This is a genomic window from Xanthomonas sp. LF02-5, from assembly GCF_034105325.1.
Taxonomy (GTDB): domain Bacteria; phylum Pseudomonadota; class Gammaproteobacteria; order Xanthomonadales; family Xanthomonadaceae; genus Xanthomonas_A; species Xanthomonas_A sontii.
Genome location: NZ_JAXGGF010000001.1, coordinates 364,741 through 390,749, shown reverse-complemented (window position 1 = coordinate 390,749; position 26,009 = coordinate 364,741). Strand labels below are relative to the sequence as shown.

The following is a 26,009-nucleotide window of genomic DNA, read 5'->3' as shown; positions in this document are numbered from 1 at the left end:
TTCTCCATTCCCCACTCCCCGCCACTCACACCGCCACCGGCGCCTTGATCGCCGGATGCGGGTCGTAGCCCTCGATGGCGATGTCGTCGTAGGTGAAGGCGAACAGATCGGTCACCGCCGGATTCAGCCGCAGCTGCGGCAGCGGCCGCGGCGTGCGTGCCAGCTGTTCGCGCGCCTGTTCGAAGTGGTTGGAATACAGATGCGCATCGCCCAGCGTGTGCACGAAATCGCCCACGCCCAGGCCGGTGGCCTGCGCCACCATGTGGGTCAGCAGCGCATAGCTGGCGATGTTGAACGGCACGCCCAGGAAAATGTCGCCGCTGCGCTGGTACAGCTGGCAGCTGAGCTTGCCGTCGACCACATAGAACTGGAACAGGCTGTGGCAGGGCATCAGCGCCATCTGCGGCAGCTCGGCCACGTTCCAGGCGCTGATCACCAGCCGGCGCGAATCCGGGTTGCGCTTGATCTCGTCCACCAGCCACTGCATCTGGTCGATCTCGCGACCGTCGGCACCGGTCCAGCGTCGCCACTGCTTGCCGTACACCGGGCCGAGTTCGCCCTGCGCGTCGGCCCACTCGTCCCAGATGCTGACCTTGTTGTCCTTGAGATAGGCGATGTTGGTCTCGCCCTTCAGGAACCACAGCAACTCGTGCACGATCGAGCGCAGGTGCAGCTTCTTGGTGGTGACCAGCGGGAAGCCGTCGTTGAGATCGAAGCGCATCTGCCAGCCGAACACGCTGCGCGTGCCGGTGCCGGTGCGGTCGGATTTCTCCGCGCCGCGCTCCAGCACGTGCTGCAGCAATTCCAGGTACTGCTTCACTTGCTCACCTCCGGCGGCGGCACCGGCTGCAGCACCGGCGCGCTGCGCGAGCGCCACAGCAGGAACAGGCCGAGCAGGATCAGCGGGATGCTCAACTGCTGGCCGCGGGTCAGCCAATGGAACGCCAGGTAGCCGAGTTGCGCATCCGGCACCCGCACGAATTCCACGGCGAAGCGGAACACGCCGTACAGCAGCGCGAACAAGCCGGACACCGCATAGCGCGCGCGCGGCTTCATCGAGAACGTCCACAGCACCACGAACATCACCAGCCCTTCCAGCGCCGCTTCGTACAGCTGCGACGGATGGCGGGCATAGCGATCGAGCAGGCCCGCGGCGTATTGCTGCTGCAGTTGCGCGGCACTCTTCAGGCTCTCCAGTGCCGGCGCATTGGCCACGCCGTCCTGTATCGGCGCGTGCGGGAAGATCACGCCCCAGCCGGCATGGGTCAACTTGCCCCACAACTCGCCGCCGACGAAATTGCCGATGCGGCCGAAGCCCAGGCCCAGCGGCACCAGCGGCGCGATGAAATCGACGGTGTCGAAGAAATGCAGGCGCGCCTTGCGCGTCCACCACAGGCAGGCCGCCAGCACGCCCAGCAGGCCGCCGTGGAAGCTCATGCCGCCGTCCCACACCTTGAAGATCAGCAGCGGGTCGGCCAGGAAATCGGACAGTGCGTAGAACAGCATGTAGCCGATGCGCCCGCCCAGCACCACGCCGAGCATCGCGTAGAACAGCAGATCGGAGAAGCCGTCCTCGTTCACCCCGGGCAGGCGCCCGGCGCGGATGCGGCGGCGGCCAAGCCACCAGGCCGAGATGAAGCCGGCCAGATACATCAGCCCGTACCAATGCACCTTCACCGGCCCGAACGAGAAGGCGATGGGATCGATCTGGTGGAGATAGGTCATGCGCAAACGTCGGCCGGGGGCAAAGAGTGCCTATTCTGCCACTGACTCCGCTCCTTGCCGCGCCTGCGGACGGCGCAGCGAGGTAGCGCTTCATCTGCTGGCAGGCGCACACGTCTGCCATTGACTCCGCTGCTTGCCGCGAATGCGGACGGCGCAGCAGGGTAGCGCTTCATCTGCTGGCAGGCGCACGCGTCTGCCACTGACTCCGCTGCTTGCCGCGCCTGCGGACGGCGCAGCGGGGTGGCGCTTCATCTGCTGGCAGGCGCACGAACCTGCCGCCGACCGACTCCAAGGCAATATGCTCAGCCCAGACGCCACGTGCCCCTGGTTGCTTGTGGGAGCGGCCCATGTGGCCTCCAGGCCATCAGCGGCAACGAGCAGAGCCATCGGGTTCACTCCGGCGCTATCGCGTCGGGACTGAAGTCCCTCCCACAACACCACCCGTCGCACCCATGCAGGCGCGGCATCGCCCTGATGTGGGAGCGGCTTCAGCCGCGACGAGCAGAGCCATCAGGCCCCAGCCCGGCACTCTCGCCTAGGGACCGAAGTCCCTTCCACAACACCGCCGCCTCTGCTGGCAGCGCAAACCACCACAGCAGCACACTCAATCCAGCACCTGCGGCAGGTTCGGCAGTTCGTTCTCGCCCGGCTGGCCCGGCTGTGCCGGGAAGTGCGCGGCCAGCAACGCGGACACCGCGCCAACACCAGCGATCACCGCCTGTTCGGGTTGGCCCGCACGCATCTCGCGCTCGATCAGCGCGCAGACCTGGCGCCATTGTGCGGCGTCCACCCGCTCGTGCAGTCCACGGTCGGCGACGATCTCGATGTGGTGATCGGCCAGCAGCAGATAGATCAGCACGCCGTTGTTGGCCTCGGTATCCCAGGTGCGCAACTGTGCGAACGCGTGCTCGGCGCGCAGCCGCGGCGCCATGCCGCGCAGCACCTGCGCCGGTGCCAGCCCCGATTCCACCGCGAACATCACCTGCCCGTTGTGCAGGCGCTCGCCCTCGGCGATCGCCGCGCCGATGCGCTCCAGGCTGGCCGCCGGGAACAGGCGCTGTGCCGACGGCGCGAACAGGTGCCGGACCAAGCGCATCACCAGCTCCCCGAGGCGCCGCCGCCTCCGGAACTGCCGCCACCACCGCCCCAGCCGCCGCCGCCGAAGCCGCCTCCGCCGCCACCCCAACTACCGCCACCGCCGCCCCAGCCACCGCCGAAGCCGCCGCCACCCCAGCCGCCCCAACCGCCGCCGCCGGCCGAACGGCCCGGTGCGATTCCCACAAACAGGCCCAGCAGCAGGCCGATCGCGCCGGTCAGCGCACCGACGAACAGCGACAGACTCAGCAGCAGGCCGACGCCGCCGCCGACCACGCCGCTCAGCACGCCGCGCACCGGGCGCGACAGCCGCGCGAACAGCACCTGCGCGACCAGCGCCGCGAACAGGCCGGCGAAGAAACCGAATCCCAGGCCGCCGCCGCGCGAGGCCGAGGCGTGCGCGCTGACCGGCGCCGGCAACGCTTCGCCGTCGATCAGCTTGACCAGCATCGCGGTCGCTTCGGAAATCCCGCCACTGTAGTCGCCTGCGCGGAAGCGCGGCACCAGGTACTCCTGGATGATGCGGTTGGCGGTGGCGTCGGGAATCGCGCCTTCCAGGCCATAGCCGGGCTGGATGCGCACGCGCCGGTCGTCCTTGGCCACCACCAGCAGCACGCCGTCGTCCACGCCCTTGCGGCCGAGCTTCCACTGGTCGAACACGCGCTGGGTGTATTGCTCGATGCTCTCGGGCGCGGTGCTGGGCACCACCAGCACCTGCAGCTGGCTGCCCTTGCGCTGCTGCAACTGCACCGCCTGCAGATCCAGTTCCAGGCGCTGGTTCGGCGTCAGCGTGCCGGTGGTGTCGACCACCGGCGCGTCCAGCGGCGGGATCGGCGCCTCGGCCTGCGCCCAGGCCAGCCAGGGCAGCAACGCCAGCAGCAGCAATAGCCAGACGCAGACGTGTCGACGGCCGGCCGCAGCGCGGGTGCCACCGCTCGACGCCGTCGCTGCGGCGGCGCGCTCAGCCTCGGAGGTGAAACGCACGGTCACGCCGGCCCGCGGCGGCGCTTAGTGCGCCGGTGCCGGCTGCTGCGGCTGCTGTGGAGCGGACGCGGGCTGGCCACCGAAGTTCACCGCCGGCGCCTCGGAAATCTGCGCTTCGTTCTCCACCGAGAAGTTGGGCTTCTCCTTGTAGCCGAACATCTTGGCGGTGAGCACCTGCGGGAAGGACAGGATGTAGGTGTTGTAGTCCTGCACCGCCTGGATGTAGCGGCCGCGCGCCACGGTGATGCGGTTCTCGGTGCCTTCCAGCTGCGCCTGCAGGTCGCGGAAGGCCTGGTCGGATTTCAGGTTCGGGTAGTTCTCGCTGACCACCAGCAACCGCGACAGCGCGCTGGACAACTGGCCCTGCGCCTGCTGGAACTGCTGCAGCGAGGCGGCATCGTCGGCGTTGACCTGCACCTGGCCGACGCGGGCACGGGCGTTGGTCACGTCGGTCAGCACCTGCCGCTCCTGGTCGGCATAGCCCTTGACCGTGTTGACCAGGTTCGGCACCAGGTCGGCGCGGCGCTTGTACTGGTTCAGCACTTCCGACCAGCCGGCCTTGACCGCCTGGTCCTTCTGCTGGATCGCGTTGTAGCCGCAGCCGGACAGCAACACCGCCAGCGCGGCCAGAAACAGGGAGCGGGACAACAGGCGCATGCGAGGACTCCGGCGAATGACTGCGCGCAGCTTGCCACGCCGCCGGTGAAAACGCAGCCGACCTCAGCGGTGGCTCACCACTTCCCCGCGCCGGGCACCTGATGCGCGGCGGCGCGCCGGCGCATCAGCAGGTTCAGCCACTCCACCAGCACCGAGAAGCCCATCGCCGCGTAGATGTACGGCTTGGGCACGTGCACGTCCAGGCCGTCCAGGATCAGCACCACGCCGATCATCAGGATGAAGGCCAGCGCCAGCATCTTCACCGTCGGGTTGGCGTCGATGAAGCGGCCCAGCGGATTGGCCGCCAGCAGCATCACTGCCACCGCCAGCAGCACCGCGGCGATCATCACCGGGATGTGCTGGGCCATGCCCACCGCGGTGATCACCGAATCCAGCGAGAACACGATGTCGATCACCGCGATCTGCGCGATCACCATCCAGAACACGCCCGAGGCCTTGCTGGTGGTGGGGTCTTCGTCTTCGCCGCCGGTGATCAGCTCGCGGATCTCCATCGTGCCCTTCACCAGCAGGAACAGGCCGCCGACGATCAGCACCAGGTCGCGGATCGAGATGCCCATGCCGGCGACGCTGAACAGCTCGCCCTGCATGCGCGCCAGGAACGCCAGCGACACCAGCAGCGCGATGCGGGTCAGGCACGCCACCGCGATGCCGAACTTGCGCGCGGCCGGGCGCTGCGCTTCCGGCAGCTTGCCCACGGCGATGGAGATGAACACCAGGTTGTCGATGCCCAGCACGATCTCCAACGCACTCAGCGTCAACAGCGTCAGCCAGGTGTTGGGGTCGGCGAGAAAATCGAGGGCCATGGCGTCGGATCCTTTAACGGAAGAAGAAACGGGCGGCGATCACAGCAGGCGCGGCAGCAGGATCAGGCCCCAGCACAGCACCACGTTGGCCAGCATCACGAAGACCGCGGCCGAGCCCATGTCCTTGGCGCGCCCGGCCAGTTCGTGATGCTCGGGGCCGTAGCGTTCGATCACCGCTTCGATCGCCGAATTGAGCAGTTCCACCGCCAGCACCAGCAGCAGCGAGCCGATCATCAGCACCTGCTGCACGGGCCCCTGCCCCAGCCACAGCGCCAGCGGTGCCAGGATCAGGAACAGGCACACCTCCAGGCGGAAGGAGGATTCGTGCAGCCAAGCCGCGCGCAAGCCCTGCCAGGACCAACGCGCCGCCATCAGCATGCGGCGCGGCCCGCGCGGCAGATGCCCGAACTGGTCGGCCACGGCTCAGCCCCGCCCCAGGGAACGGGGACGCGACGACGACGGCCGGAAGGAATCGGTCATGGGCAAGGCGCAGCGGGATAGGCGGCAATTTTGCCACAAGCCCCGCGGCACCGCCGGCATCGCCGCGGATTTGCCTGCATGCGGCGCCTGCGGCACCATCGCCGATCCCCTTGCTTCGAGGAGGCGTCATGCCCCGTTCGCCGCTGCGCGCACCGCTGTTCGCCCTGAGTCTGTTCAGCCTGTCCCTGCTGGGCCTGTCGCCGGCGCTGGCGCTCACCCCTCCCCCGCCGCCCAGCGTGCCCGACCAGGTCTCCAATGCGGCCTGGGAAGAAGACATGGCGCGCTTCGCCAAGGACGATGCCGCGCATCCGGTCAAACCCGGTGGCGTGCTGTTCGTCGGCAGTTCCTCGATCCGCTTCTGGACCTCGCTGGCCACGGATTTTCCGGGCGTGCAGACGCTCAACCGCGGCTTCGGCGGCTCGGAGATCCGCGACAGCACCTGGTATGCCGACCGCATCGTGGTGCCGTACAAACCGCGCCTGATCGTGTTCTACGCCGGCGACAACGACCTCAACAGCGGCCGCAGCCCGCAGCAGGTGCGCGACGACTTCGTGGCCTTCGTGACCCGCGTGCACCGCGACCTGCCCAAGACCCGCATCGTCTATCTGTCGATCAAGCCCAGCCCCTCGCGCGCGGCGCTGATGCCGAAGATGGCCGAGGCCAACGCGCTGATCCGCAAGGCCGCAGCCGGCCTGAAGCAGGTGCAGTTCGTCGACGTGTACACGCCGATGCTGGGTGCCGACGGGCAGCCGCGCGCCGAGCTGTTCGGACCGGACAAGTTGCACATGAACGCGGCGGGCTACGCGCTGTGGCGCGACACCCTGCGTCCGTACCTGAAGGATTGAACCGTGACGCGCCCGCGCCGCCGTGCGCGGGCGCTCACGTGACCGGCGGGAACCGCACGGTCGCAAGAATGCCGCCGCCCTCGGCGCTCTCCAGGGCCACCTGCCAACCGAAACGGTCGCACAGCCGGCGCACGATCGACAGGCCCAGCCCGGTGCCTTGCGGGCGCTCCGGCTCGGCACGGAAGAACGGCTCGAAGGCGTGCCGCAAAGCGTCCTCGGACATGCCGATGCCGGTGTCGCGGATGCGGATGCGGTCGGCCTCGACCTCGACCTCGATGCGCCCGGCGTCAGTGTAGCTGCAGGCGTTGCGCAGCAGGTTGCTGACCACCACGTGCAGCACGCGCGGCGGCGCATGCAATGTCGCCGAGGCCAGCACGCGCACGCTCAGAGTCACCGGCTTGCCGATCAGCAGTTCGCGCGCGTTCTCGGCCTCGTACTCGACCACGTCGGCGATCTCGAAGAATTCGCTCTGCGGCACCACGTCCGCTTCCCGCGCCAGGATGAGGAAGGCGTCGATCACCGCCTCCATGTCGCGGCCGGCACGCTGGATCCGCTGCAGGCTGCGGTTCAGGCGCGGCGGCAGTTCCTGCTCGGTCATCGCGATGTCGGTGGCGACGCGGATCACCGTCAGCGGGGTGCGCAGTTCGTGGCTGGCATCGCGGGTGAAGTTGCGTTCGCGGGCGACGTGGTCGGTGACGCGCTGGGCCAGCGCATGCAGCGCGGCGGCCAGTTGCCGCGCTTCGCCCTGCACGTCGGCCGGCAGGTTTTCCGGGGCCAGATCGGCGGCGGCCGGGTGCCGCGGATCCCAGCGCGAGACCCGCCGCGCCAACCAGTTCATCGGCGACAGCAAGCGTCGCGACACCCGCCAGGTCAACCAGGCCACCACGATCACCGCGATCAGGGTCAACAGGGTCGGCACCACGCCGAACCAGAACGCCAGCCGCTGCGCCGGTGCGCGCAGGAACACCAGATACAGGCGGCCGGACGGGTTCTGGTCGACCAGCACGATCTCGCCGCCGGGGCGGTCCTCGTGCAGGCCGGGCGCCAGCCCCCGCAGGTCGACGGGCACCGCGGCATCGGATTGGCCGGGCGCCACCAGGTAGCCGCGCAGGCTGTGGGTATTGGGCGGAAGCTGCTGCGGCTGCTGCGCATGCACGCGCCAGTAATAGCGCGCTTCCTGCTGCAGGATCGAGCCGACCAGCGAGTGCTGCACGATCGCGACCACCAGATAACTGGCAAGCGTGACGACGCAGCCCGCAAACACGATGCGGGCGATCAGGGCGAGGCGAAGTTTGCGCGGCAACCCGTGCGGCATACGGCATCCGTGATCGTTGCCGCGATTATAGGAAGGCCGATCGTGAGCCTTTCGTGCAAGCGGCCCCGTTCAGCGGGGCCGCGTTGCATCCACGATCGGGCGCCGCCTCAGCTCATCGGCTGGGCAATGTCGGCGATGCGGTAACCGGCGCTCTGCACGGTGTGCAGCAGCGGGCGGTCGAACGGCTTGTCGATGATCTTGCGCAGGTTGTACAGATGGCTGCGCAGGGTGTCCGAGTCCGGCAGGCCGTTGCCCCAGATCTCGCGCTCGATTTCCTGGCGGGTGACCACGCGCGGCGATTCGCGCATCAGGATGGTCAGCAGGCGCAGGCCGATCGGCGAGAGCTGCAGCTCGGTGCCGGCGCGGGTGGCACGCATGCTCACCGGATCCAGCACCAGATCAGCCACCTTCAGCACTTCCGAGCCGACCTGGCGGCGCTCGCGGCGGATCAACGCACGCAGGCGCGCCTCCAGTTCCTGGATCGCGAACGGCTTGGTCAGGTAGTCGTCGGCACCGAAACCCAGGCCGGTGAGCTTGTCGTCGAGCGTGTCGCGCGCGGTCAGCATCAGCACCGGGGTCGACTTGCGCGCGTCGTTGCGCAGGCGGCGGCACACTTCGATGCCGTCCAGACGCGGCAGCATCAGGTCCAGCACCACCACGTCGTAGCTGTTCTCCGCCGCCAAGCGGTAGCCGTCCAGGCCGTCGCAGGCGTAATCCACTTCGAACCCGCGGCCTTCCAGGTACTCGCCGATCATCTCGGAAATATTGCGGTTGTCCTCCACGACCAGCACGAGCCCGGATGTTTCCTTGGTCTGACGCATAACGCTTCCTCAGTCTTCAGCTTTGTGAAACATGCCGGATGTGCGGTGGTGGCGGCGTGAAGACCGCTTCATCTGCCTGAGCGACAAAAAAATTACTGCGTAATCAATGGCTTGAGCTGAGGCCAGACATTATCCAGCACCTTGGGCTGGGCCGCCGCGGTGGGGTGCAGGCCATCGCCCTGCATCAGCGACGGGTTCATCGCCACGCCCTCCAGCAGGAACGGCAGCAGGCCCGTCCGGTACTGCCTGGCCAGGTCCGCATAGACCGCGCGCAGGCGCTGCCGGTAGCCCGGTCCGTAGTTCGGCGGCACATCGATGCCCAGCAACAGCACCTTCGCACCGGCGTCACGGCTCAGCACGATCATCTTCTCCAGGTTGCCACGCAGTTCCGCCGGGCTCAGCCCGCGCAATGCGTCGTTGCCGCCCAGTTCGATGACCACCACCGACGGCCGATGCTTCTGCAGCAGCGCCGGCAGGCGGGTCAGCGCGCCGGACGAGGTCTCGCCGCTGATGCTGGCATTGACCACCGCCGGTGGCGCCCGCATCTGTTGTTGCAGGCGCTTGTCCAGCAAGGCCACCCAGCCGGACTGCACCGGGATGTTGTGCGCCGCGCTGAGGCTGTCGCCGAGCACCAGCACCGGCCCCGTCGCACCTTTGGCACAGGCGATGGCGGGCAGCAGCACCCACCATGCCAGCAGCAGCCAGGCGCGGCGCATCCAGGCCCGCTTGCTTCTCGTCTCGTCGCCACGCATTGGAGATTCCCTCATCGACAGTCAGGCCCCCACGCTTCGCGCCAGCATCGCCATCGACGTACGCGATGTCGGCAAATCCGTCAGCGGACCGGAGGGTACGGTCCACATTCTCGACAAGGTTGGATTGACCATCGGTGAAGGCGACAGCGTGGCCATCGTCGGCGCCTCCGGCTCCGGCAAGACCACCCTGCTCGGCTTGCTGGCCGGCCTCGACCTGCCCACGCGCGGGGAGATCGTGCTGGCCGGGCAGTCGCTCAATGCACTGGACGAGGAAGCGCGCGCCGCGCTGCGCGCGCGCGAGGTCGGCTTCGTCTTCCAGAGCTTTCACCTGCTGCCGTCGCTGACCGCGGCCGAGAACATCGCCCTGCCGCTGGAACTGGCCGGACGCGAGGATCCGGCGCGGGTGCGCGAGGTGCTGGAGGCGGTCGGGCTGAGCGCGCGGGCGCGGCACTACCCGCGGCAACTGTCCGGCGGCGAGCAGCAGCGCGTGGCGCTGGCGCGCGCGTTCGTGGCGCGGCCGCGGATCCTGTTCGCCGACGAGCCCACCGGCAGCCTCGACCAGGCCACCGGACAACAGATCAGCGACCTGCTGTTCGCGCTCAACGAAGGCAGCGACACCACCCTGGTGCTGGTCACCCACGACATGCGCCTGGCGCAACGCTGCGAACACCGCTACCGGCTCGACGGCGGCCGCCTGCGCGCCGCCGACGCGGCGGATGCCGCATGAACGTGCTGCGCCACGCCGCGCGCGCACTGCGCCGCGAGCTGTTCGCCGGCGATCTGCTGACCGTGTTCGCCGCGCTGGTGCTGGGCGTGGCGGTGATGACCGCGGTCGGCACCCTGGTCGACCGGGTGACCCTGGCGCTGACCGGCAGCGCGGCTGAAGTGATCGGCGGCGACCTCGGCGTCAGCGGACGCCAGGACATCCCCGCCGCCTTCGCCGAGGAAGCGCAGCGGCGCGGCCTGCGCAGTACGCGCATGGTCAGTTTCCCCAGCGTGCTGTTCCATGGCGACGCCAGCCAGATGGCCAACATCAAGGCGGTGGGCGCGGGTTATCCGCTGCGCGGCGAGTTGCTGGTCGCGCGCGACACCGTCGGCGCCGGCAGCGAACGCGCCGGGCCGCCGCCACGCGGCGAGGCCTACGCCGATCCGCGCCTGCTCGAAGCGCTGGGGCTGAAGCTCGGCGATGCGCTGGAGTTCGGCGCCGGCACGCTGCGCGTGACCCGGGTGCTGCGCGCCGAGCCGGATGCCTCCGGCGAACTGATGCAATTGTCGCCGCCGCTGCTGGTCAACCGCGCCGACGTCGATGCCGCCGGCCTGCTCGGCCCCGGCAGCCGCGCGTCCTACCGGTTGATGTTCGCCGGCGCGCCCGGCGAGATCGCCGCCCTGCGCGAATGGCTGGCGCCGCGTGCCAAGGCCTACCGCCTGGTCGGCATCGAGGACACCCAGCGCGGCGTGCGTGGCGCCTTCGACCGCGCCGGGCGCTTCCTGGCGCTGGCCGCGTTGCTGGCGGTGCTGCTGGCCGGCGTCGCCACCGCGCTGGCCGCCAACCGCTTCGCCCTGCGCCGCATCGATCAGGTCGCGGTCTTGCGCTGCCTGGGCGCGCGCCAGCGCGACATCCTCGGTGCGCTGGCGGTGCAGTTGCTGCTGCTGGCGATCCCCGCCTGCGCGCTCGGCGTGGGCCTGGGCATGCTGGCCCAGGTCGGCCTGGTCGAAGCGCTGGGCAGCCTGATTCCCGACCGCCTGCCCTTGCCGCAGGCGACCCCGGCGCTGGCCGGTGCCGGCATCGGCCTGTTGCTGCTGCTCGGCTTCGGCCTGCCGCCGCTGCTGCGCCTGCGCGACGTGCCGCCGATGCGCGTGCTCAACCGCAGCTTCGCCGCGCTGCCGCCAACCTCACTGCTGGTCTACGCCGCGGCCCTGGTCGCCACCGTGGTGCTGGCGGTCTACGCCACCGGCGACGGCGTGCTGGCGGCCTGGGTGCTGGGCGGCCTGACCCTGCTGGCGGCGCTGGCCGCGGTGGTCGGCGGGGTGCTGCTGGCGGTGCTGCGGCGACTGCAGGGACGGCTGCGCGGGCCTTGGAAACTGGGCCTGGCGGCGCTGACCCGGCGCCGCGCACTGAGCGTGGTGCAACTGGTGGGTCTGTCGCTGTCGCTGTGTGCCCTGCTATTGCTGGCGGTGATCGGCCCCGGCCTGCTCGGGCAGTGGCGCGACCGGCTGCCGGCGGACACGCCGAACTACTTCCTGATGAACATCCAGCCCGATCAGGCCGAGCAGGTGCTCGGCACCTTGCGCACGCTCGGTGTCGCCGATGCGGAGGTCGAGCCGTTCAGCACCGGCAAGCTGGTGGCGATCAACGGCAAGCCGCCGCAGCGCCGCGAGCAGGGGCCGGAGGACGATGGCGACGGCAGCGACCGGCCGATCAACTTCTCCTGGCGGCACGAATTCCCCGCCGCCAACCGGCTGCTGTCCGGACGCTTCTGGGCGGCCGACAGCACCGCCGCCGAAGCCTCGGTGGAGGAAGGCTGGGCGCAGCGCTACGGGCTCAAGCTCGGCGATCGCATCACCCTGCTGCTCGGCGACCAGCAGCGCAGTTTCACCGTCACCAATGTGCGCAAGGCCGACTGGGATTCGTTCCGGGTCAACTTCTTTCTGCTGCTCAACGCCGGTGCGGTGCAGGATGCCCCGTACAACCTGATCTCCGCCTTCCATCTGCCGCGCGCCTCGGCCGCGCAACTGAGCGGACTCAGCCGCGCCTATCCGAACGTGTCGCTGCTGGACATCGACGCGATCCTGCAGCGCGTGCGCGAGGTCATCGACCGCGTCGCCCAGGCGGTGCAACTGGTGATGGGCTTCAGCCTGCTGGCCGGCGCACTGGTGCTGTTGGCCGCCCTGCAGGCCACTGCCGGCGAGCGTCGTTACGACAGCGCAGTGCTGCGCACCCTGGGCGCGCGGCGTGGGCAATTGCGCGGCGCGGTGCTGGTGGAGTTCGGCGCGCTCGGCCTGCTCGCCGCGCTGCTCGCGGTGGGCGCGGCGGCGATCATCGGCGTGGTGGTGGCCAGGCAGGCCTTCGACCTCGCGCTGTCGCCGCCGTGGCCGGCGCTGCTGCTCGGCGGCCTCGGTGGCGTGGCGCTGAGCCTGCTCGCCGGCTGGTCCGGCACCCGCCGCATCCTGCGCACGCCGCCGGCGCTGGCGCTGCGCGAGAACTGAGTGGAGCCGGGACTGGGGATTTGGAAGAGCGCCGCGGGCTGCGCGGACGCGATGCGGTCGCCACCGGCCCTCGGCGGCGGTCTGCCGCGACGACGGGAGCGATGCGTGCCGCGCCATGGGTAAGATCACGCTGCATCGAAAGGAGAACCACATGAAATGGATTGTCGCCTGTTGCCTGCTGGCCATCGCCAACACGGCCGGCGCCGTGGTGGTCAGGGCGGACCTGGAGGAAGCGCGCTATCGGATCCCGGCGGCGGCATTCCCTGCACTGGCCGACCTGCCCGGCGAAGGACACGGCGTGCTGATCGCGCCGCAGTGGGTCGTCACCGCCGCGCACGCGGCGCCGATGCAAATGCCCGGTATGGACCAGGAGATGTCCATCGGCGGCGTGGCGTACAGGATCAGGCGCGTCGTCCTCCATCCCGGCTACCGCAAGCCGCCCGATGCGCTGGTGCAGGAGGCGCTGGCCTCGCGCGACTTCGCCAAGTTCTACGCGTTTCTGGCCGCCTCCGACGATATTGCGCTGATCGAGCTGGCCACGCCGGTAACGGGCGTGGCGCCGGCCGCGCTGTACCGCGGCGACGGCGAGGTGGGGATGACCGCCGAACTGATCGGTAAGGGCGCCACCGGCGACGGCAACGCCGGCCAGGATCCCCACGGCGCCCATCGCGGCGTGCTGCGCCATGCGTTCAACACGATCGTCGGCGCCGACCCACGCTACCTCTCGTATCGCTTCGACGCGCCCCCGGCCGCCCTGCCGCTGGAAGGCATCACCGGCAGCGGCGACAGCGGCGGCCCCTTGCTGATTGGCACCGGCGACGCGCGGCAACTGATCGGACTGGCGTCGTGGGGCAACTATCCGCCGGACCATCCGTTCTGGGCGACCTGGACCGCGGATCGTCCCTTCGTGCAGGGTCTTTACGGCCAGATCGTGCACGCCGTGCGCGTGTCGCGCTATCTGCCGTGGATCGAGCAGGTGATGTCCGCCTCCACGGGTGACGCGTCATCGCCAACGACGCCGCCCGCACCGGCGACGACCACACGCGCGCACGACGCGGGACGCTGAGAATCCCGCGCGGCGCCGTGCTGGCGCCGGCCTTGCGTCGCCTTGCCTCCGTTGGCGCACCTGCGGCTCAGAGCGTGAGCCGCGATCTACGCGCCTGCCAGCGCCAAGCACCATCTTCGGCGACGCGACACACGCAAGAAAAAGGGGAAGGCGCCATCCCGGCCGCCTTCCCCACCCTGGCTGTGTCGCCGGCGCTGTGCTCAGCGCGCGGCCGGCGCCGGCGCCGTCCATTGCGCGAACACCGCATCGAGTTGCGCATCGCTGACCGGCTTGCCCTGCTGCACCGCCTCGGCCTGGCCGAACAGCGGCACGATGATCGCCATGCCGTCGACTTTGGTCTTCAGCTGCACGCCCGGCGGCTTGCCGAGCAGGCCGTCCCAGCGCGCGCGCACCCTGGCCCAGTAGCCCTGGGTGGCCTTCCAGTAGGCGTAGGCCGGTGCAAAATCCACGGTCGTGGTCTTGACGTAGTCGTTGAAGCCGAATTCGCGGGCGATGGCCTGCTGGCTGCCATCGGGCTTGCGCAGCACCTTGGTGTTGAACTGCTCGTGGGTCCAGCCGGCCGGGGTCAGCGTATGCCGGTTGACCACCGCCAGCGCGTTGTAGTCGCTGCGCTTGGTGTACTCGCGGCGCGGCAACGGACGCCAGCTCAGGTCGCTGGTCCAGGTCGGATGGCCATCGGCGTAGTCCCAGCGCCCGGTGCCGCAGTAGCGCGGCGCGTCGCTGACCTCGTACACGCACTGCGTCCAGGCGCCGCGGGTGGCCGCCGCGTCGAGCGGGCGCACCTGCCAGGTCTGGTCGGCGCTGAACTCGAAGCGCTGCGGCGCCTCGTAGATCCAGTCCTGGCGCCAGTGCTTGGTCACGTGGCCGCTCTTGGGCTCCACCAGCAGATGCTGCAGCACCACCTTGCGCGGACTGTCCTCGACCACGATCACCACTTCGTCGCCACCGCTGCGCATTGGCGCGGCGCGCGCGTAGCCTGGTTGCAGCAGCACGGTCTCGTCGAAGGCGAACGCCACCGTGTACTCGCCCTGCATCGCCAGGATGCTGGCACGGTCGCGCACCGGGTCGGCGCTCTCGGCGTGGACGGGGAGGCTGCCGGCAAGCAGCAAGGCGCAGAACAGGGGCGGAGCTTTCATCATCGAGAGAGGAGTCTTGGTTGATGGGAAACGAGGAAACGCCAGCGGCCGCTCACAACCGCAGCAGCGGCCACGGCCGGTCGGGATCGGGGCGCGGCGCAGGGCGTCCGGCGCGGGCGCAACAGCAGTCGTCGACCAGCACGTCGCCCTCGGCCGCCTCCAGGCGCGCGATGCGGCGGGCGATGCTGGCACCGAGCGGCGACACGCCGGCGACGCTGGCCGCCAGCACGCCATCGGCCGCGTGCAGGCGCAGCGCACGCGCATGCCAGCCGTCGCCGCGCAGGCGCCCGGCGACGCGCCGCCACAGCCGCTCGGCGACGCCGCCATCGGCGGCGTCCTGCGCCGCGGGCAGCGCCGACAGCAGCATGTCCCATGCGACGAAATCGCTGTCGGGCAGCAGGTAGAGGCGCCAGCAGCATTGGTGTTGGCGGTCGTAGAAGCGCAGGCTCTCCAGCACGCCATCGCTGTCCACGTCCAGGTGCGCGGCCACGCTGCAGGCGTGGCGCCAGCCGATCAGTTCGGCGCCGGTGTGGGCGCGGTACAGGCACAACACCGTGCCCAGTGCGGCCAGCTGCGCCGGGCGCGGCAGCGGCGCGGCGATCCGCTCCGGGCCGGTACGCGCTGGCGCGGCCGTGCGCATCCGCCGCTACCAGTCCAGCGCCAGGCTGACCGAGACGTTGCGCCCGGCACCGGTATAACGGTCGAGCACGGCGCTGCTGGCCAGGGTCGCGCCGGGCAGCATGTTCCAGTCGATGTAGCGGCGGTCGGCCAGGTTGAACACGCCCACGTCGAGCCGCACACCTTCGGTGAAGTGCCAATGCGCGAGCAGGTCCAGCGTCGCGTAGCCGGCCGGCGTGTAGTAGGTCGGCAGTTCCGGCCGGCGCTTCTTCGCCACCGAGGTGGCGACCAGTTGCGCGCCCCAGCTGCTGCGGTCGTAGCCCAGCCCGACCACGCCGCGCAGCGGATCCACCGAATTGAGCGGCGTGCCGTCGGTGCGGTTGTCGCCACGCGCATAGGCCGCGCTGGCCTGCAGCGACCAGCCAGCCCAGCGCGCATCGAGTGCGCCGAAGTCGACACCGGCCTTGGCCTCCACGCCACGGATGGTCACCCGGTCGACGTTGCGCGACTGATACAGCATCAGGCCGTCGGCGTTGAAGCCGACGAAGCGGTAGGACTCGATGAAATCGCGGTAGGCGTTGCGGTAGGCGCTCAGGCCGACGTAGACGGCCGGACCGGCGTAGCGCACGCCCAGTTCGGCGCCGCGGCTGGTCTCCGGCTTCAGGTCGGGATTGGCGATCGCGGTGTAGCCGATCAGCAGGTTGGTGAAGCCGATATTGACGTCGTTGTACGGCGGCGCGCGGAAGCCGTGCGCGTAGTTGGCGTACAACGACCAGGCGTCGTCCAGGCGCCAGATCGCGCCGAGCTTGGGCGAGACGTTGCGATCGCTGATCTTCTTCGCCGCCACGCCGGGATTGTCGGTGGCGAAGATCGCATCGACCTGCGGCGACAGCCGGTAATAGTCGGCACGCAGCGCCGGCGTCAGGCTGAAGCGGCCGTCGGCCAGCGCGATCTCGTCCTGCAGGTAGGCGCCGGCCTTGAGCGTCTCGGTGATCGGGAAGTCGCGGACCGGGAAGGTTTCCATGCCCACGGTCTTGCTGATCGCGCCGGTGCGCAGGTTCAGCGTGTGGCCGTCGCGCTTTTCGTGGGTGTCGGTGTGCGACAGATCGATGCCGTAGCTGATGTCGTGGACGACGCGCCCCTGATCGACCCGCTTGTGCAGATTCGCCTGCAGCCCGTACAGGCGCTGGTCGAAGTCGTGCTCCATGTGCCGCAGCGTGCCGTTGCTGCGGCGTTCGTCGGTGCGCTGCAGGCTCTGGCTGTCCTGGCGGTACAGCTGCCACTGCAGGTCGTCGGCGAGCAGCGTGTCGAGCTGGTCCACCTCGTGTGCCAGCGACACGCGGGCGCGGGTCTGATGGTCGCGGCCGCGCTGCGACAGGATGCTGGCGGTGACGTTGCTCAGCGCATCGATGCGCGAGTAGTCCTCGTTGCCTTCCACGGTCAGCTTGAAGCGCTGATTGGCGCTGGGCGCGTAGACCAGCTTGCTGAGCAGGCTGCGGCCGTCGCTGCTGAGCGGATTGGGCGCGGTGCGGGCGGCGCCGATGCTGCGGTTGTCGCCCTGGGTTTCGCTTTCCTGGCCCTGGCGATGGCTGAGCGCGGCCATGCCGCTCCAGCGGTCGCCGCCGAAGGCGACCAGCGCGCCGGCGAACAACCCCTTCCACTCGCTCTCGTAGCCGAACTTCAGGCCGACGTAACTGTCCTTGCCCGGCGCCAGGTAGTCGGCCGGATCCTTGGTGACGTAGGCGACCACCCCGCCCAGCGCATCCGAACCGTACAGCGCGCTGGCCGGACCGCGCACGATCTCCACGCGCTTGAGCGTGTCCATGTCGACGAAGTTGCGGTTGGCGTTGAGGTAGCTGCCGAAGCTGAAGGTGTCCGAGACCGGGATGCCGTCGGTCTGGATCAGCACGCGGTTGCCGTCCAGGCCACGGATGCGGATGCCGGAGATGCCGCTGAAGCGGCCGCTGTTGCCGGTGGCGGACACGCCGGGCGTGTAGCGCAGCAGATCCTTCAGGTCATGGACCAACGTGCGGTCCATCTGTTCGCGGTCGATCACGTCGACGCTGCCGGGCACGTCGACGATGGCGCGCTGGGTGCGGGTGGCAGTGACCTGCAGGCGATCGAAATCGCGGATGGCGGCCGCCGCACTGGCGGCGTCGGCGGAGGTGTCGGCAGAAACAGGAGCGGCATGCGCGCAGGCGGCCAGGGCCAGCCACAGCGCGCCAGTCAACGGAGCGGTACGGAACATGGGGAGCATCGGTGGTCGCGTTAAGACCCTCGACCGGCACGGCGCGGGGTCCGCTCCTGGCCGAGGGGGAGAGAAGGATCGCGACTGCGAGGCGGCCGCGGCCGGCGCGCAAGGGCGTCGGCCAGGTGGCGGCAGATCGAGCGGGGAGGCCGGCCGCGCGCAGCGGCCGGAGGGTATTACTTGGTCAGGATCAGCTTGTCGTTGCTGGTGTGGCGCAGGCGATAGACGCGGTCGCCGTGCTGGATCAGCACTTCGCGCCGGCCTTTGAGCAACGCCTGGCTGCTGATGGTTTCTTCGGCCGGCACGGCGCGCGGCACGGTGCGCTCGCGCAGGCTCAGGGTCTCGGGGTGACGCAACAGCACGGGTTGAGCGGTCATGGTCGAACTCCATCCACGGGGTGCATCGAGATGATAATGATTCTCAATACTTAATCAAGACCCATTCTCGCCCGATTCGATTCGCAATCCCGATCGAAACCCCGACCACGAAAGATTCCAAAGATCGCCACACATCGACGCCTTCGCCGCCGCGCCGCCGCTGCATTGCGGCGGCGCAAGCGCATGCCGTCGTCAGCGCACCGCGGCGTCGACCCGTTCCCACCACGCCGCGTCGTCGCGCGCGGCCAGTTCCAGCGCGGCCAGGTTCTCCAGCAGCTGCGACACCCGGCTGGCGCCGAGGATCACCGTGGACACGTGCGGGTTGCGCAGGCACCAGGCGACCGCCAGCGCCGCCGGCGCCACGCCCTCGGCCGCGGCCAGCGCGGTGAAGGCGCGCGCGCGCTCGATGCGGCGCTGCGCCGGCGGCCCGATCACCTCCTGCTGCAGCCAGGCATTGCGCTCCTGGCCAAGCCGCGAGGCCGGATCGATGCCGTCGTTGTACTTGCCGGTCAGCAGGCCCGAGGCCAGCGGCGACCAGATGGTGGTACCCAGGCCGAGCTCGGCGTACAGCGGCGCGTACTCCTGCTCCACGCGCGCGCGGTGCAGCAGGTTGTACTGCGGCTGTTCCATCGACGGCCCGTGCAGGCCCAGCGCGCGCGCCACCTGCGCCGCCTCGCGGATGCGCTCGGCCGGCCACTCGGAGGTGCCCCAGTACAGCACCTTGCCCTGGCGGATCAGCGCGTCCATCGCGCGCACGGTTTCCTCCACCGGCGTGTCCGGATCGGGGCGGTGGCAGTAGTACAGATCCAGATAGTCCACCCGCAGCCGCTTGAGCGCGGCATGGCAGGCGTCGGTGACGTGCTTGCGCGAGAGCCCGCGCTGGGTGGGGCGCGGCGACTCGACGGCGCCGAAGTAGACCTTGCTGGACACGCAGAAGCCGTCGCGCGGCAGCCGCAGGTCGGCGATCACGTCGCCCATCACCTGCTCGGCGCGGCCGTGCGCATAGACCTCGGCGTTGTCGAAGAAGTTGATGCCGTGGTCCCAGGCGGCGGCGATCAGGTTGCGCGCTTCGTCGCGGCCGGTCTGCCCGCCGAAGTTGATCCAGGCGCCGAACGACAGCGCCGACAGTTGCAGCCCGGTGGCACCGAGGCGACGGTATTGCATGGCAACTCCTCCTGCTGAGCGAACCCGCGGCACGGCCGGCGGGCGGCCGCACAGTGTAGCGGCGCTGCCGCGAGGCACCGTCGGCGCCGCCACGCCGGCGGCAGCCAGGCGCCCCGCTCTTGCAAATCCCCAATCCCCAATCCCGAATCCCCCGACTGAACACGCCTCGCCTTGCCGGCCGTCACCCCCTGCACTAGGCTTCCCGTCTTTGGTCGGGGACCGGGGACGCAGATGGTCGAGGGATTGGGAAGGATCGGCTTCGGCCTGTTCGGTTTGGCGGTGTTGATCGGGATCACCTGGCTGTTCTCCAACAACCGCCGGGCGGTGGACTGGAAGCTGGTCGCGACCGGCCTGGTCCTGCAGATCGGGTTCGCCTCGCTGGTGCTGCTGGTCCCGGGCGGCCGTGAGGTGTTCGACTGGCTCGGCCAGGTGTTCGTCAAGGTGCTGAGCTTCGTCAACGAAGGCTCCAGCTTCATCTTCGGCAGCCTGCTCGACACCAAGACCTACGGCTTCATCTTCGCCTTCCAGGTGCTGCCGACCATCATCTTCTTCTCCGCGCTGATGGGCGTGCTGTACCACCTGGGGGTGATGCAGGCGGTGGTGCGGGTGATGGCCTGGGCGATCACCAAGGTGATGCGCGTGTCCGGCGCCGAGACCACCAGCGTCTGCGCCAGCGTGTTCATCGGCCAGACCGAGGCGCCGCTGACGGTGCGTCCGTACATCCCGCGCATGACCGAGTCCGAGCTGCTGACGATGATGATCGGCGGCATGGCGCACATCGCCGGCGGCGTGCTGGCGGCCTACGTGGGCATGCTCGGCGGCGGCGATCCGGCGCAGCAGGCGTTCTATGCCAAGCATCTGCTGGCGGCCAGCATCATGGCCGCGCCGGCGACGCTGGTGGTGGCCAAGCTGCTGATCCCGGAAACCGGCACGCCGCTGACCCGCGGCACGGTCAAGATGGAAGTGGAGAAGACCACCAGCAACGTGATCGACGCCGCTGCCGCCGGCGCCGGCGACGGCCTGCGCCTGGCGCTGAACATCGGCGCGATGCTGCTGGCGTTCATCGCCCTGATCGCGCTGGTCAATGCGCCGCTGACCTGGATCGGCGACGTCACCGGCCTGGCCAGCGTGATCGGCCGCCCGACCAACCTGTCCACCATCTTCGGCTACGTGCTGGCGCCGGTGGCCTGGGTAATCGGCACGCCATGGCCGGATGCGACCACGGTCGGTTCGCTGATCGGCCAGAAGGTGGTCATCAACGAGTTCGTGGCGTATACCGAGCTGTCGCGTATCGTCCAGGGCCAGGTGCCGGGCGTGAGCCTGAGCGCGGAAGGCCGGCTGGTCGCCACCTACGCGCTGTGCGGCTTCGCCAACTTCAGTTCGATCGCGATCCAGATCGGCGGCATCGGCGGCCTGGCCCCCGAGCGCCGCCACGACCTGGCCCGCTTCGGCCTGCGTGCGGTGCTGGGCGGCTCGATCGCGACCTTCATGACCGCGACCATCGCCGGGGTGCTGTCGCACTTCGCCTGATCCGGCCGCGGCATCCGCCGCACCCGTCTTTCTTTTTTCAGTTCCAGTCGAGAAGCAGTACATGCCTATGAGTTCGGTCATCGTCGTCGGTTCGTTCAATGTCGACCATGTGTGGCGGTGCGAGAATCTGCCCGCACCGGGGGCGACCATCGCCGGCCGCTACAGCACCGGCCCCGGCGGCAAGGGCTTCAACCAGGCGGTGGCGGCGGCGCGTGCCGGCGCGCGCACCAGCTTCGTCTGCGCGCTCGGCGACGACGCCGGCGGCGCGATGGCGCGCGGCCTGGCCGCGCAGGACGGTATCGCCCTGGTCGCCGAGGCCCGCAGCGAGCCGACCGGCACCGGCGGCATCTACGTCGACGGCCACGGCCGCAACACCATCGTCATCGGCGCCGGCGCCAACGCCGCGCTGAGCCTGGACTTCGTGCAGGCGCAGTGTCCGCTGCTGGGCTCGGCGCGGGTGCTGCTGGCGCAGCTGGAATCGCCGATCGAGACCATCGAGGGCACCCTGGCGCTGGCCCGCGAGGCTGGCCTGACCACGGTGCTCAACGCCGCCCCGGCCAACGCGCAGACCAGCATCGGCCTGCTCAAGCTGGCCGACGTGCTGACCCCCAACGAAACCGAGTTCGCCGCCCTGCTCGCCCGCCATGTCGGCGTGCGCGTGGACGCCGACGACGTCGCCGCCACCGATGGCGGCAGCCTGCACGCGCTGTGCCGCAAGCTGCTGCCGGGCGGCACCGTGGTGGTGACGCTGGGCGCGGTCGGTGCGTTCATCTCGCACCCTGAGGAGCGCCTGCTCGGCGACACCCAGCCCTACTACCGGATCGGCGCCGAAACCGCGCATACCGTGGACACCACCGGTGCCGGCGACGCCTTCAACGGCGCCCTGGTGGCGTCGCTGGCGCAGTCGCCGAACGCCGCGTTCGCCACCCATGTGCGCTTCGCCAACCACTACGCGGCGCGCTCCACCGAGGCCGAAGGCGCGGCGGCATCGATGCCGCGGCTGACGCCCGAGGCCGGCTGAGCGATCGGCGCGACGGCGCCGGCCGTCGCCGTTGCCTGCCATCACAAACCAGCGCCGGCGCTGCGCCGGCCACGCATCCGACAAGGAGTTGCCGATGCCCCGCCGTTCCGTCATCCCGTTCGCCGCGCTGTGCGCACTGCTGCTCCCGTTGTCCGCCGCCGCGGCACCGCACTGCGACTGGAACAGCCTGGCCGCCGACGCCGACCGCGCCGCGGTGACCGTCTCCGCCGAACGCCTGCAGCAGGTGATCGCGGCGCATTACGACGATGCCGAGCAGGAAAAGGGCGCGGCGCTGGCGCGCAGCCTGCTGCAGCGCGCGCAGACGCCGCAGCAGCCCGGCAAGCTGGAGGGCCGCTGGAAGGTGCGCTCGATCCAGATCGACCCGCACTTCGCCTACGCCTATCCCCACTTCAAGGCCGAGATCCGCCGCGATCCCTGCGGCTACCACCTGAGCAAGACCAGCGGCTCGCAGCGCCGCAGCGGCACGCTGTATCCGCTGTCCGCCGGCAGCCATGAGCTGGCCTTCCTCGGCGCAAGCACGGTCAACGACGAGCCGGAAGCGGCCTACGCGCCCGGCCATGCCTCCGACGGCACGCACGGCAACAGCGTCGGCCGCCTGGTCGCGCTGGGCCCGGACGAACTGCTGCTGATCCTGGACGGCAAGGACAACGGCTTCGAGCTGTACCAGCTGATGCGCTGACGGCCGCGCGGGCCGCCCGGCCCGCCAGCGCATGCACCCCGCTACACTACGCGCATGCGTATCGGCCCCTACACGATCGAACCGAAGGTGATCCTGGCACCGATGGCCGGGGTCACCGACAAGCCGTTCCGGCTGCTGTGCAAGCGGCTGGGCGCGGGCCTGGCCGTGTCGGAGATGACCATCTCCGATCCGCGCTTCTGGCAGACCCGCAAGTCGCTGCAGCGCATGGACCACGCCGGCGAGCCGGACCCGGTCAGCGTGCAGATCGCCGGCACCGAGCCCCAGCAACTGGCCGAGGCCGCGCGCTACAACGCCGACCACGGCGCGCAACTGATCGACATCAACATGGGTTGCCCGGCGAAGAAGGTGTGCAACGCCTGGGCCGGCTCGGCGCTGATGCGCGACGAGGCGCTGGTGGCGCGCATCCTCAGCGCAGTGGTGAAGGCCTCGCCAGTGCCGGTGACGCTGAAGATCCGCACCGGCTGGGACTGCGACCACCGCAACGGCCCGGTCATCGCGCGCATCGCCGAGGACTGCGGCATCGCCGCGCTAGCAGTGCACGGGCGCACCCGCGATCAACATTACAGCGGCCAAGCCGAGTACGCGACCATCGCCCAGATCAAGGCGATGCTGCGCATTCCGGTGATCGCCAACGGCGACATCGATTCGCCGCAGAAGGCGGCGCAGGTGCTGGCCGCGACCGGCGCCGATGCGGTGATGGTCGGGCGTGCGGCGCAGGGCCGGCCGTGGATCTTCGGCGAGATCGCGCACTACCTGGTCACCGGCGAACTGCGGCCGGCGCCGTCGCTGACGTTCGTCCGCGACACCCTGCTCGGCCACCTGCAGGCGCTGCACGCGTTCTACGGCGAGGCGCAGGGCGTGCGCATCGCGCGCAAGCACCTGGGCTGGTATGCCAAGGATCAACCCGAGAACGCCGCGTTCCGCGCCGTTGTCAACCGCGCCGAGAGCGCACAGGCGCAACTGGCGCTGACCGCCGAGTACTTCGACGCGCTGATCGCCGGGGTGCCGCCTGCCTTGTCCGCCGCCGCCTGACGTTTTCTCCCTGGAGCACCGCCATGCGCTCGTCTCCCGACACCCCGACCTATCTGCACGGCTATTCCGACACCGAACAGGCACGCCTGCTGAAACAGGCCCGGCTGCTCGAAGCCACCCTGTTCAACCAGATCGACTACACCGGCGCGCGGCGCCTGCTGGAAGTGGGCAGCGGCGTCGGCGCCCAGACCGAAGTCTTGCTGCGACGCTTCCCGGAGCTGCACGTCACCGGCATCGACCTGAGCGAGGCGCAACTGCAGGCCGCACGCGACAACCTGCAGCGCATGCCCTGGTGCCAGGACCGCTACACCCTGCAGCAGGCTGATGCCGGCGACCTGCCATTCCAACCGCGCAGCTTCGATGCGGCGTTCCTGTGCTGGGTGCTGGAGCACGTGCCGTCGCCGGCGCGGGTGCTCAGCGAAGTGCGGCGGGTGCTGGCACCGGGGTCGCCGGTGTACGTGACCGAGGTGATGAACGCCTCGTTCCTGCTGCATCCGTACTCGCCGAACGTGTGGCGCTACTGGATGGCGTTCAACGACTTCCAGTACGACCACGGCGGCGACCCGTTCGTCGGTGCCAAGCTCGGCAACCTGCTGCTAGCCGGCGGCTATCGCGACGTCAGCACCGAGATCAAGACCCTGCACCTGGACAACCGCGAGCCGGCGCGGCGCAAGACCATGATCGGGTTCTGGGAAGAACTGCTGCTGTCTGCGGCCGAACGGCTGCTGCAGGCCGGCGCGGTGGATGAGGAGACCGTGGCCGGCATGCGCCGGGAAATGGCCCAGGTGCAGAGCGACCCGGATGCGGTGTTCTTCTATTCGTTCGTGCAGGCGCACGCGACGGTGTATTGAGTCGCTTTCATGGCGCTCACCGCGTCGCTGGCGCTTGCGCGCGCACCGGCGCGGGCGATGCCGGCTCTGTCCACAGATCCGCCGCCACATCCGCGCCAGTGCTGCGCGAACGTGCCCGCGTGCTACCGGCGCCCGATACGCCGCCTGCAGCTACCCCAGGGCGATTGCTTGCCAGCCGTTGCCCTGCTGCCGCGCCACCGCGACGTTGAAGTTGTCGCACGCAACTACTTTGCTGGCGATGCGAAGAAGGCTCGGCTCCGCCGCCTTCAGAAGCCCGGATCAAGGCTGCACCTGTGCGCCAGAACAGTGGCGACGTATCCGCATTCTCGGTGTGCCTGATAAGAAAGGCGCCCCTTCGGGAACGCCTTCTTTATTTCATCCGCAATGCCTGAAGCAAGATCATGAAGAAAATTTAGTTTGCGTAGAGTGGGAAGTATCCCTGCGAAGCAAGTTCTTGATAGGCTGAATAGGAAACGGAAGACGCCATTTCGCTGCTGCCAAAGAAAAGCGCGCCCATTGCATCGCACACTGAGACAATCGCCCAGCCCTTTTTAGGGTCCGGCTTCGACGTGGCGCCGGCCGCGAGTTTGGACCAATAGCGCGCTGAGTGTCTCACTACACTCAGCCCGCCCAGAACCAGCGCGCCATTCTTGGACTTGGGATCAAGCCGCGCGATACCTTCCCGTTCCAATTCCTCGAATTGCACCGCGGCGGCGTCCAGGCTCTCGGTGTTCTGCACAATCTGGTCCATTCGCACGATGAACGAGAACTCGTATGCACTGAGTTGTTGGCGCAGCTCGGCCAGGTTTTCGGCCATCGGCCGGAGCGGATCGATTGCATCCACCATGGGCTGGTGCGTGGCGATGAAGTGCTCCAGCGGCATGCCAGGGCTGTAGCCGCACTTCTCGACCAGGACGGCGAGGGCCTCATCGCGCGAGGCTTTCGTGTCCATCAGGCAGCCCAGATACATGTTGTGCTGGATGCCTACCTGATCGAGCGGATTCTCGGCCGCCAGTACGGGGGCGGTACCGAAGGCACTGCCGACCAGGAGGGTGGCGGTCGCGGCAAAGAGCTTTTTGTTCATCAACGTTCTCATGTAATGGATGGAGGGTGGCCCAGATCTCCCGACGTTCCTGCGGAGGACCCAGCCGAGGCGACCACACCGCATCGGCACACGGCGCGATGCGACGGTTTCAGGCTAGGCAGATCTGCGGCGACGCACGAGGACGAAACCGGGTCGCGACGGGAACGAACCGGGTCGAATTGGCGAATCGATGGCACCGTCACCACATCGCGCAAACGTGGCCCTGGCTGCCGGCGGACATTCCATGATCGAAGAATCAATGCCTTGCGCCGATTCGTTCCCGATCCGTCGCCGCGGATGCGCTGGAACCGCGGCATCGCTGCAACGCGGCTGTTGCGCGCCTTGTGTTTAGGAAGCTCACCCACTCACCAGCGTCGCGTCGCCCATGCCGCGCTGGCCGCACCGCGGCCGCCGGCGCGCATTCCGTCGTCGCGGCCCTTCGAGCTTGCCGTTAGC

25 protein-coding genes are annotated in these 26,009 nt (G+C 69.3%); 9 read left to right on the top strand and 16 right to left on the bottom strand.

Annotated features, from left to right (window positions below; genetic code table 11):
* Positions 1-25 precede the first annotated feature (25 nt).
* The 7 genes from SLW52_RS01675 to SLW52_RS01645 form a co-directional block, all read right to left on the bottom strand.
* Positions 26-820: a thymidylate synthase gene (locus SLW52_RS01675; RefSeq protein WP_026144081.1), complete on the bottom strand. Its 795-nt coding sequence runs from the start codon at positions 818-820 to the stop codon at positions 26-28.
* Positions 817-1,725 carry a prolipoprotein diacylglyceryl transferase gene (gene lgt / locus SLW52_RS01670; protein WP_017916439.1) on the bottom strand — a complete coding sequence of 303 codons (909 nt, stop codon included), beginning with the start codon at positions 1,723-1,725 and terminating at the stop codon, positions 817-819. Before lgt ends, SLW52_RS01675 begins: the two co-directional genes overlap by 4 nt.
* 604 nt (positions 1,726-2,329) lie before the next feature.
* Positions 2,330-2,821: a TPM domain-containing protein gene (locus SLW52_RS01665; RefSeq protein WP_267104015.1), complete on the bottom strand. Its 492-nt coding sequence runs from the start codon at positions 2,819-2,821 to the stop codon at positions 2,330-2,332.
* Complete coding sequence (locus SLW52_RS01660) at positions 2,821-3,705, bottom strand: TPM domain-containing protein (protein ID WP_320739733.1); 885 nt, start codon at positions 3,703-3,705, stop codon at positions 2,821-2,823. Before SLW52_RS01660 ends, SLW52_RS01665 begins: the two co-directional genes overlap by 1 nt.
* Before the next feature lie 123 nt (positions 3,706-3,828).
* Positions 3,829-4,461 carry a LemA family protein gene (locus SLW52_RS01655; RefSeq protein ID WP_043093112.1) on the bottom strand — a complete coding sequence of 211 codons (633 nt, stop codon included), beginning with the start codon at positions 4,459-4,461 and terminating at the stop codon, positions 3,829-3,831.
* 74 nt (positions 4,462-4,535) lie between these two features.
* Positions 4,536-5,285, bottom strand: coding sequence for a TerC family protein (locus SLW52_RS01650; RefSeq protein ID WP_267103566.1), 750 nt, complete (start codon positions 5,283-5,285; stop codon positions 4,536-4,538).
* A 39-nt stretch (positions 5,286-5,324) separates the two neighbouring features.
* On the bottom strand, positions 5,325-5,705 hold the full coding sequence (locus SLW52_RS01645; protein WP_010342212.1) for a diacylglycerol kinase: 381 nt from the start codon (positions 5,703-5,705) through the stop codon (positions 5,325-5,327).
* Between the two features lie 188 nt (positions 5,706-5,893).
* Between SLW52_RS01645 and SLW52_RS01640 the strand changes: the two genes are divergently transcribed.
* Positions 5,894-6,610: an SGNH/GDSL hydrolase family protein gene (locus SLW52_RS01640; protein ID WP_267103567.1), complete on the top strand. Its 717-nt coding sequence runs from the start codon at positions 5,894-5,896 to the stop codon at positions 6,608-6,610.
* A gap of 34 nt (positions 6,611-6,644) precedes the next feature.
* On the opposite strand, the gene SLW52_RS01635 is transcribed toward SLW52_RS01640, so the two are convergent.
* The 3 genes from SLW52_RS01635 to SLW52_RS01625 form a co-directional block, all read right to left on the bottom strand.
* On the bottom strand, positions 6,645-7,925 hold the full coding sequence (locus SLW52_RS01635; protein WP_320739576.1) for a HAMP domain-containing sensor histidine kinase: 1,281 nt from the start codon (positions 7,923-7,925) through the stop codon (positions 6,645-6,647).
* Between the two features lie 107 nt (positions 7,926-8,032).
* Complete coding sequence (locus SLW52_RS01630; protein WP_003481607.1) at positions 8,033-8,746, bottom strand: response regulator transcription factor; 714 nt, start codon at positions 8,744-8,746, stop codon at positions 8,033-8,035.
* Between the two features lie 92 nt (positions 8,747-8,838).
* Positions 8,839-9,462, bottom strand: a complete 624-nt coding sequence (locus SLW52_RS01625; RefSeq protein WP_267100005.1) for an arylesterase — start codon at positions 9,460-9,462, stop codon at positions 8,839-8,841.
* A gap of 160 nt (positions 9,463-9,622) precedes the next feature.
* Here SLW52_RS01625 and SLW52_RS01620 point away from each other — a divergent pair, with 160 nt between their 5' ends.
* From SLW52_RS01620 to SLW52_RS01610, 3 genes are all read left to right on the top strand, one after another.
* Positions 9,623-10,225, top strand: coding sequence for an ATP-binding cassette domain-containing protein (locus SLW52_RS01620; protein ID WP_152180359.1), 603 nt, complete (start codon positions 9,623-9,625; stop codon positions 10,223-10,225).
* Complete coding sequence (locus tag SLW52_RS01615) at positions 10,222-12,705, top strand: FtsX-like permease family protein (protein ID WP_320739577.1); 2,484 nt, start codon at positions 10,222-10,224, stop codon at positions 12,703-12,705. The genes SLW52_RS01620 and SLW52_RS01615 overlap by 4 nt, the downstream gene beginning before the upstream one ends.
* Before the next feature lie 151 nt (positions 12,706-12,856).
* Complete coding sequence (locus SLW52_RS01610) at positions 12,857-13,771, top strand: trypsin-like serine protease (protein ID WP_320739578.1); 915 nt, start codon at positions 12,857-12,859, stop codon at positions 13,769-13,771.
* 200 nt (positions 13,772-13,971) lie between these two features.
* On the opposite strand, the gene SLW52_RS01605 is transcribed toward SLW52_RS01610, so the two are convergent.
* The 5 genes from SLW52_RS01605 to SLW52_RS01585 all read right to left on the bottom strand — a co-directional run bounded on the left by SLW52_RS01605 (position 13,972) and on the right by SLW52_RS01585 (position 19,314).
* Positions 13,972-14,910: a DUF6607 family protein gene (locus SLW52_RS01605; RefSeq protein ID WP_320739579.1), complete on the bottom strand. Its 939-nt coding sequence runs from the start codon at positions 14,908-14,910 to the stop codon at positions 13,972-13,974.
* 49 nt (positions 14,911-14,959) lie between these two features.
* On the bottom strand, positions 14,960-15,547 hold the full coding sequence (locus tag SLW52_RS01600; protein WP_267093524.1) for a Hemin transport protein: 588 nt from the start codon (positions 15,545-15,547) through the stop codon (positions 14,960-14,962).
* Between the two features lie 6 nt (positions 15,548-15,553).
* Positions 15,554-17,773: a TonB-dependent hemoglobin/transferrin/lactoferrin family receptor gene (locus SLW52_RS01595; protein WP_320739580.1), complete on the bottom strand. Its 2,220-nt coding sequence runs from the start codon at positions 17,771-17,773 to the stop codon at positions 15,554-15,556.
* A 176-nt stretch (positions 17,774-17,949) separates the two neighbouring features.
* A complete protein-coding gene (locus tag SLW52_RS01590; protein ID WP_017907561.1) occupies positions 17,950-18,150 on the bottom strand; it encodes a hemin uptake protein HemP in 201 nt (66 codons plus the stop codon).
* A 192-nt stretch (positions 18,151-18,342) separates the two neighbouring features.
* Entirely contained in the window at positions 18,343-19,314 is a 972-nt protein-coding gene (locus tag SLW52_RS01585) for an aldo/keto reductase (RefSeq protein WP_320739581.1), read from the bottom strand.
* Positions 19,315-19,545: 231 nt separating this feature from the next.
* Between SLW52_RS01585 and SLW52_RS01580 the strand changes: the two genes are divergently transcribed.
* From SLW52_RS01580 to SLW52_RS01560, 5 genes are all read left to right on the top strand, one after another.
* Positions 19,546-20,844, top strand: coding sequence for a nucleoside transporter C-terminal domain-containing protein (locus tag SLW52_RS01580; RefSeq protein WP_017911618.1), 1,299 nt, complete (start codon positions 19,546-19,548; stop codon positions 20,842-20,844).
* A gap of 67 nt (positions 20,845-20,911) precedes the next feature.
* Positions 20,912-21,865 carry a ribokinase gene (locus SLW52_RS01575; RefSeq protein ID WP_320739734.1) on the top strand — a complete coding sequence of 318 codons (954 nt, stop codon included), beginning with the start codon at positions 20,912-20,914 and terminating at the stop codon, positions 21,863-21,865.
* 94 nt (positions 21,866-21,959) lie between these two features.
* On the top strand, positions 21,960-22,565 hold the full coding sequence (locus SLW52_RS01570) for a DUF4893 domain-containing protein (RefSeq protein ID WP_267100002.1): 606 nt from the start codon (positions 21,960-21,962) through the stop codon (positions 22,563-22,565).
* Positions 22,566-22,619: 54 nt separating this feature from the next.
* On the top strand, positions 22,620-23,618 hold the full coding sequence (dusB, locus tag SLW52_RS01565) for a tRNA dihydrouridine synthase DusB (RefSeq protein WP_267100001.1): 999 nt from the start codon (positions 22,620-22,622) through the stop codon (positions 23,616-23,618).
* A gap of 23 nt (positions 23,619-23,641) precedes the next feature.
* A complete protein-coding gene (locus SLW52_RS01560) occupies positions 23,642-24,469 on the top strand; it encodes a class I SAM-dependent methyltransferase (protein WP_267093518.1) in 828 nt (275 codons plus the stop codon).
* 412 nt (positions 24,470-24,881) lie between these two features.
* Here SLW52_RS01560 and SLW52_RS01555 read toward each other — a convergent pair whose 3' ends face one another.
* Positions 24,882-25,553 carry a hypothetical protein gene (locus SLW52_RS01555; protein WP_267100000.1) on the bottom strand — a complete coding sequence of 224 codons (672 nt, stop codon included), beginning with the start codon at positions 25,551-25,553 and terminating at the stop codon, positions 24,882-24,884.
* Between the last annotated feature and the right edge of the window lie 456 nt (positions 25,554-26,009).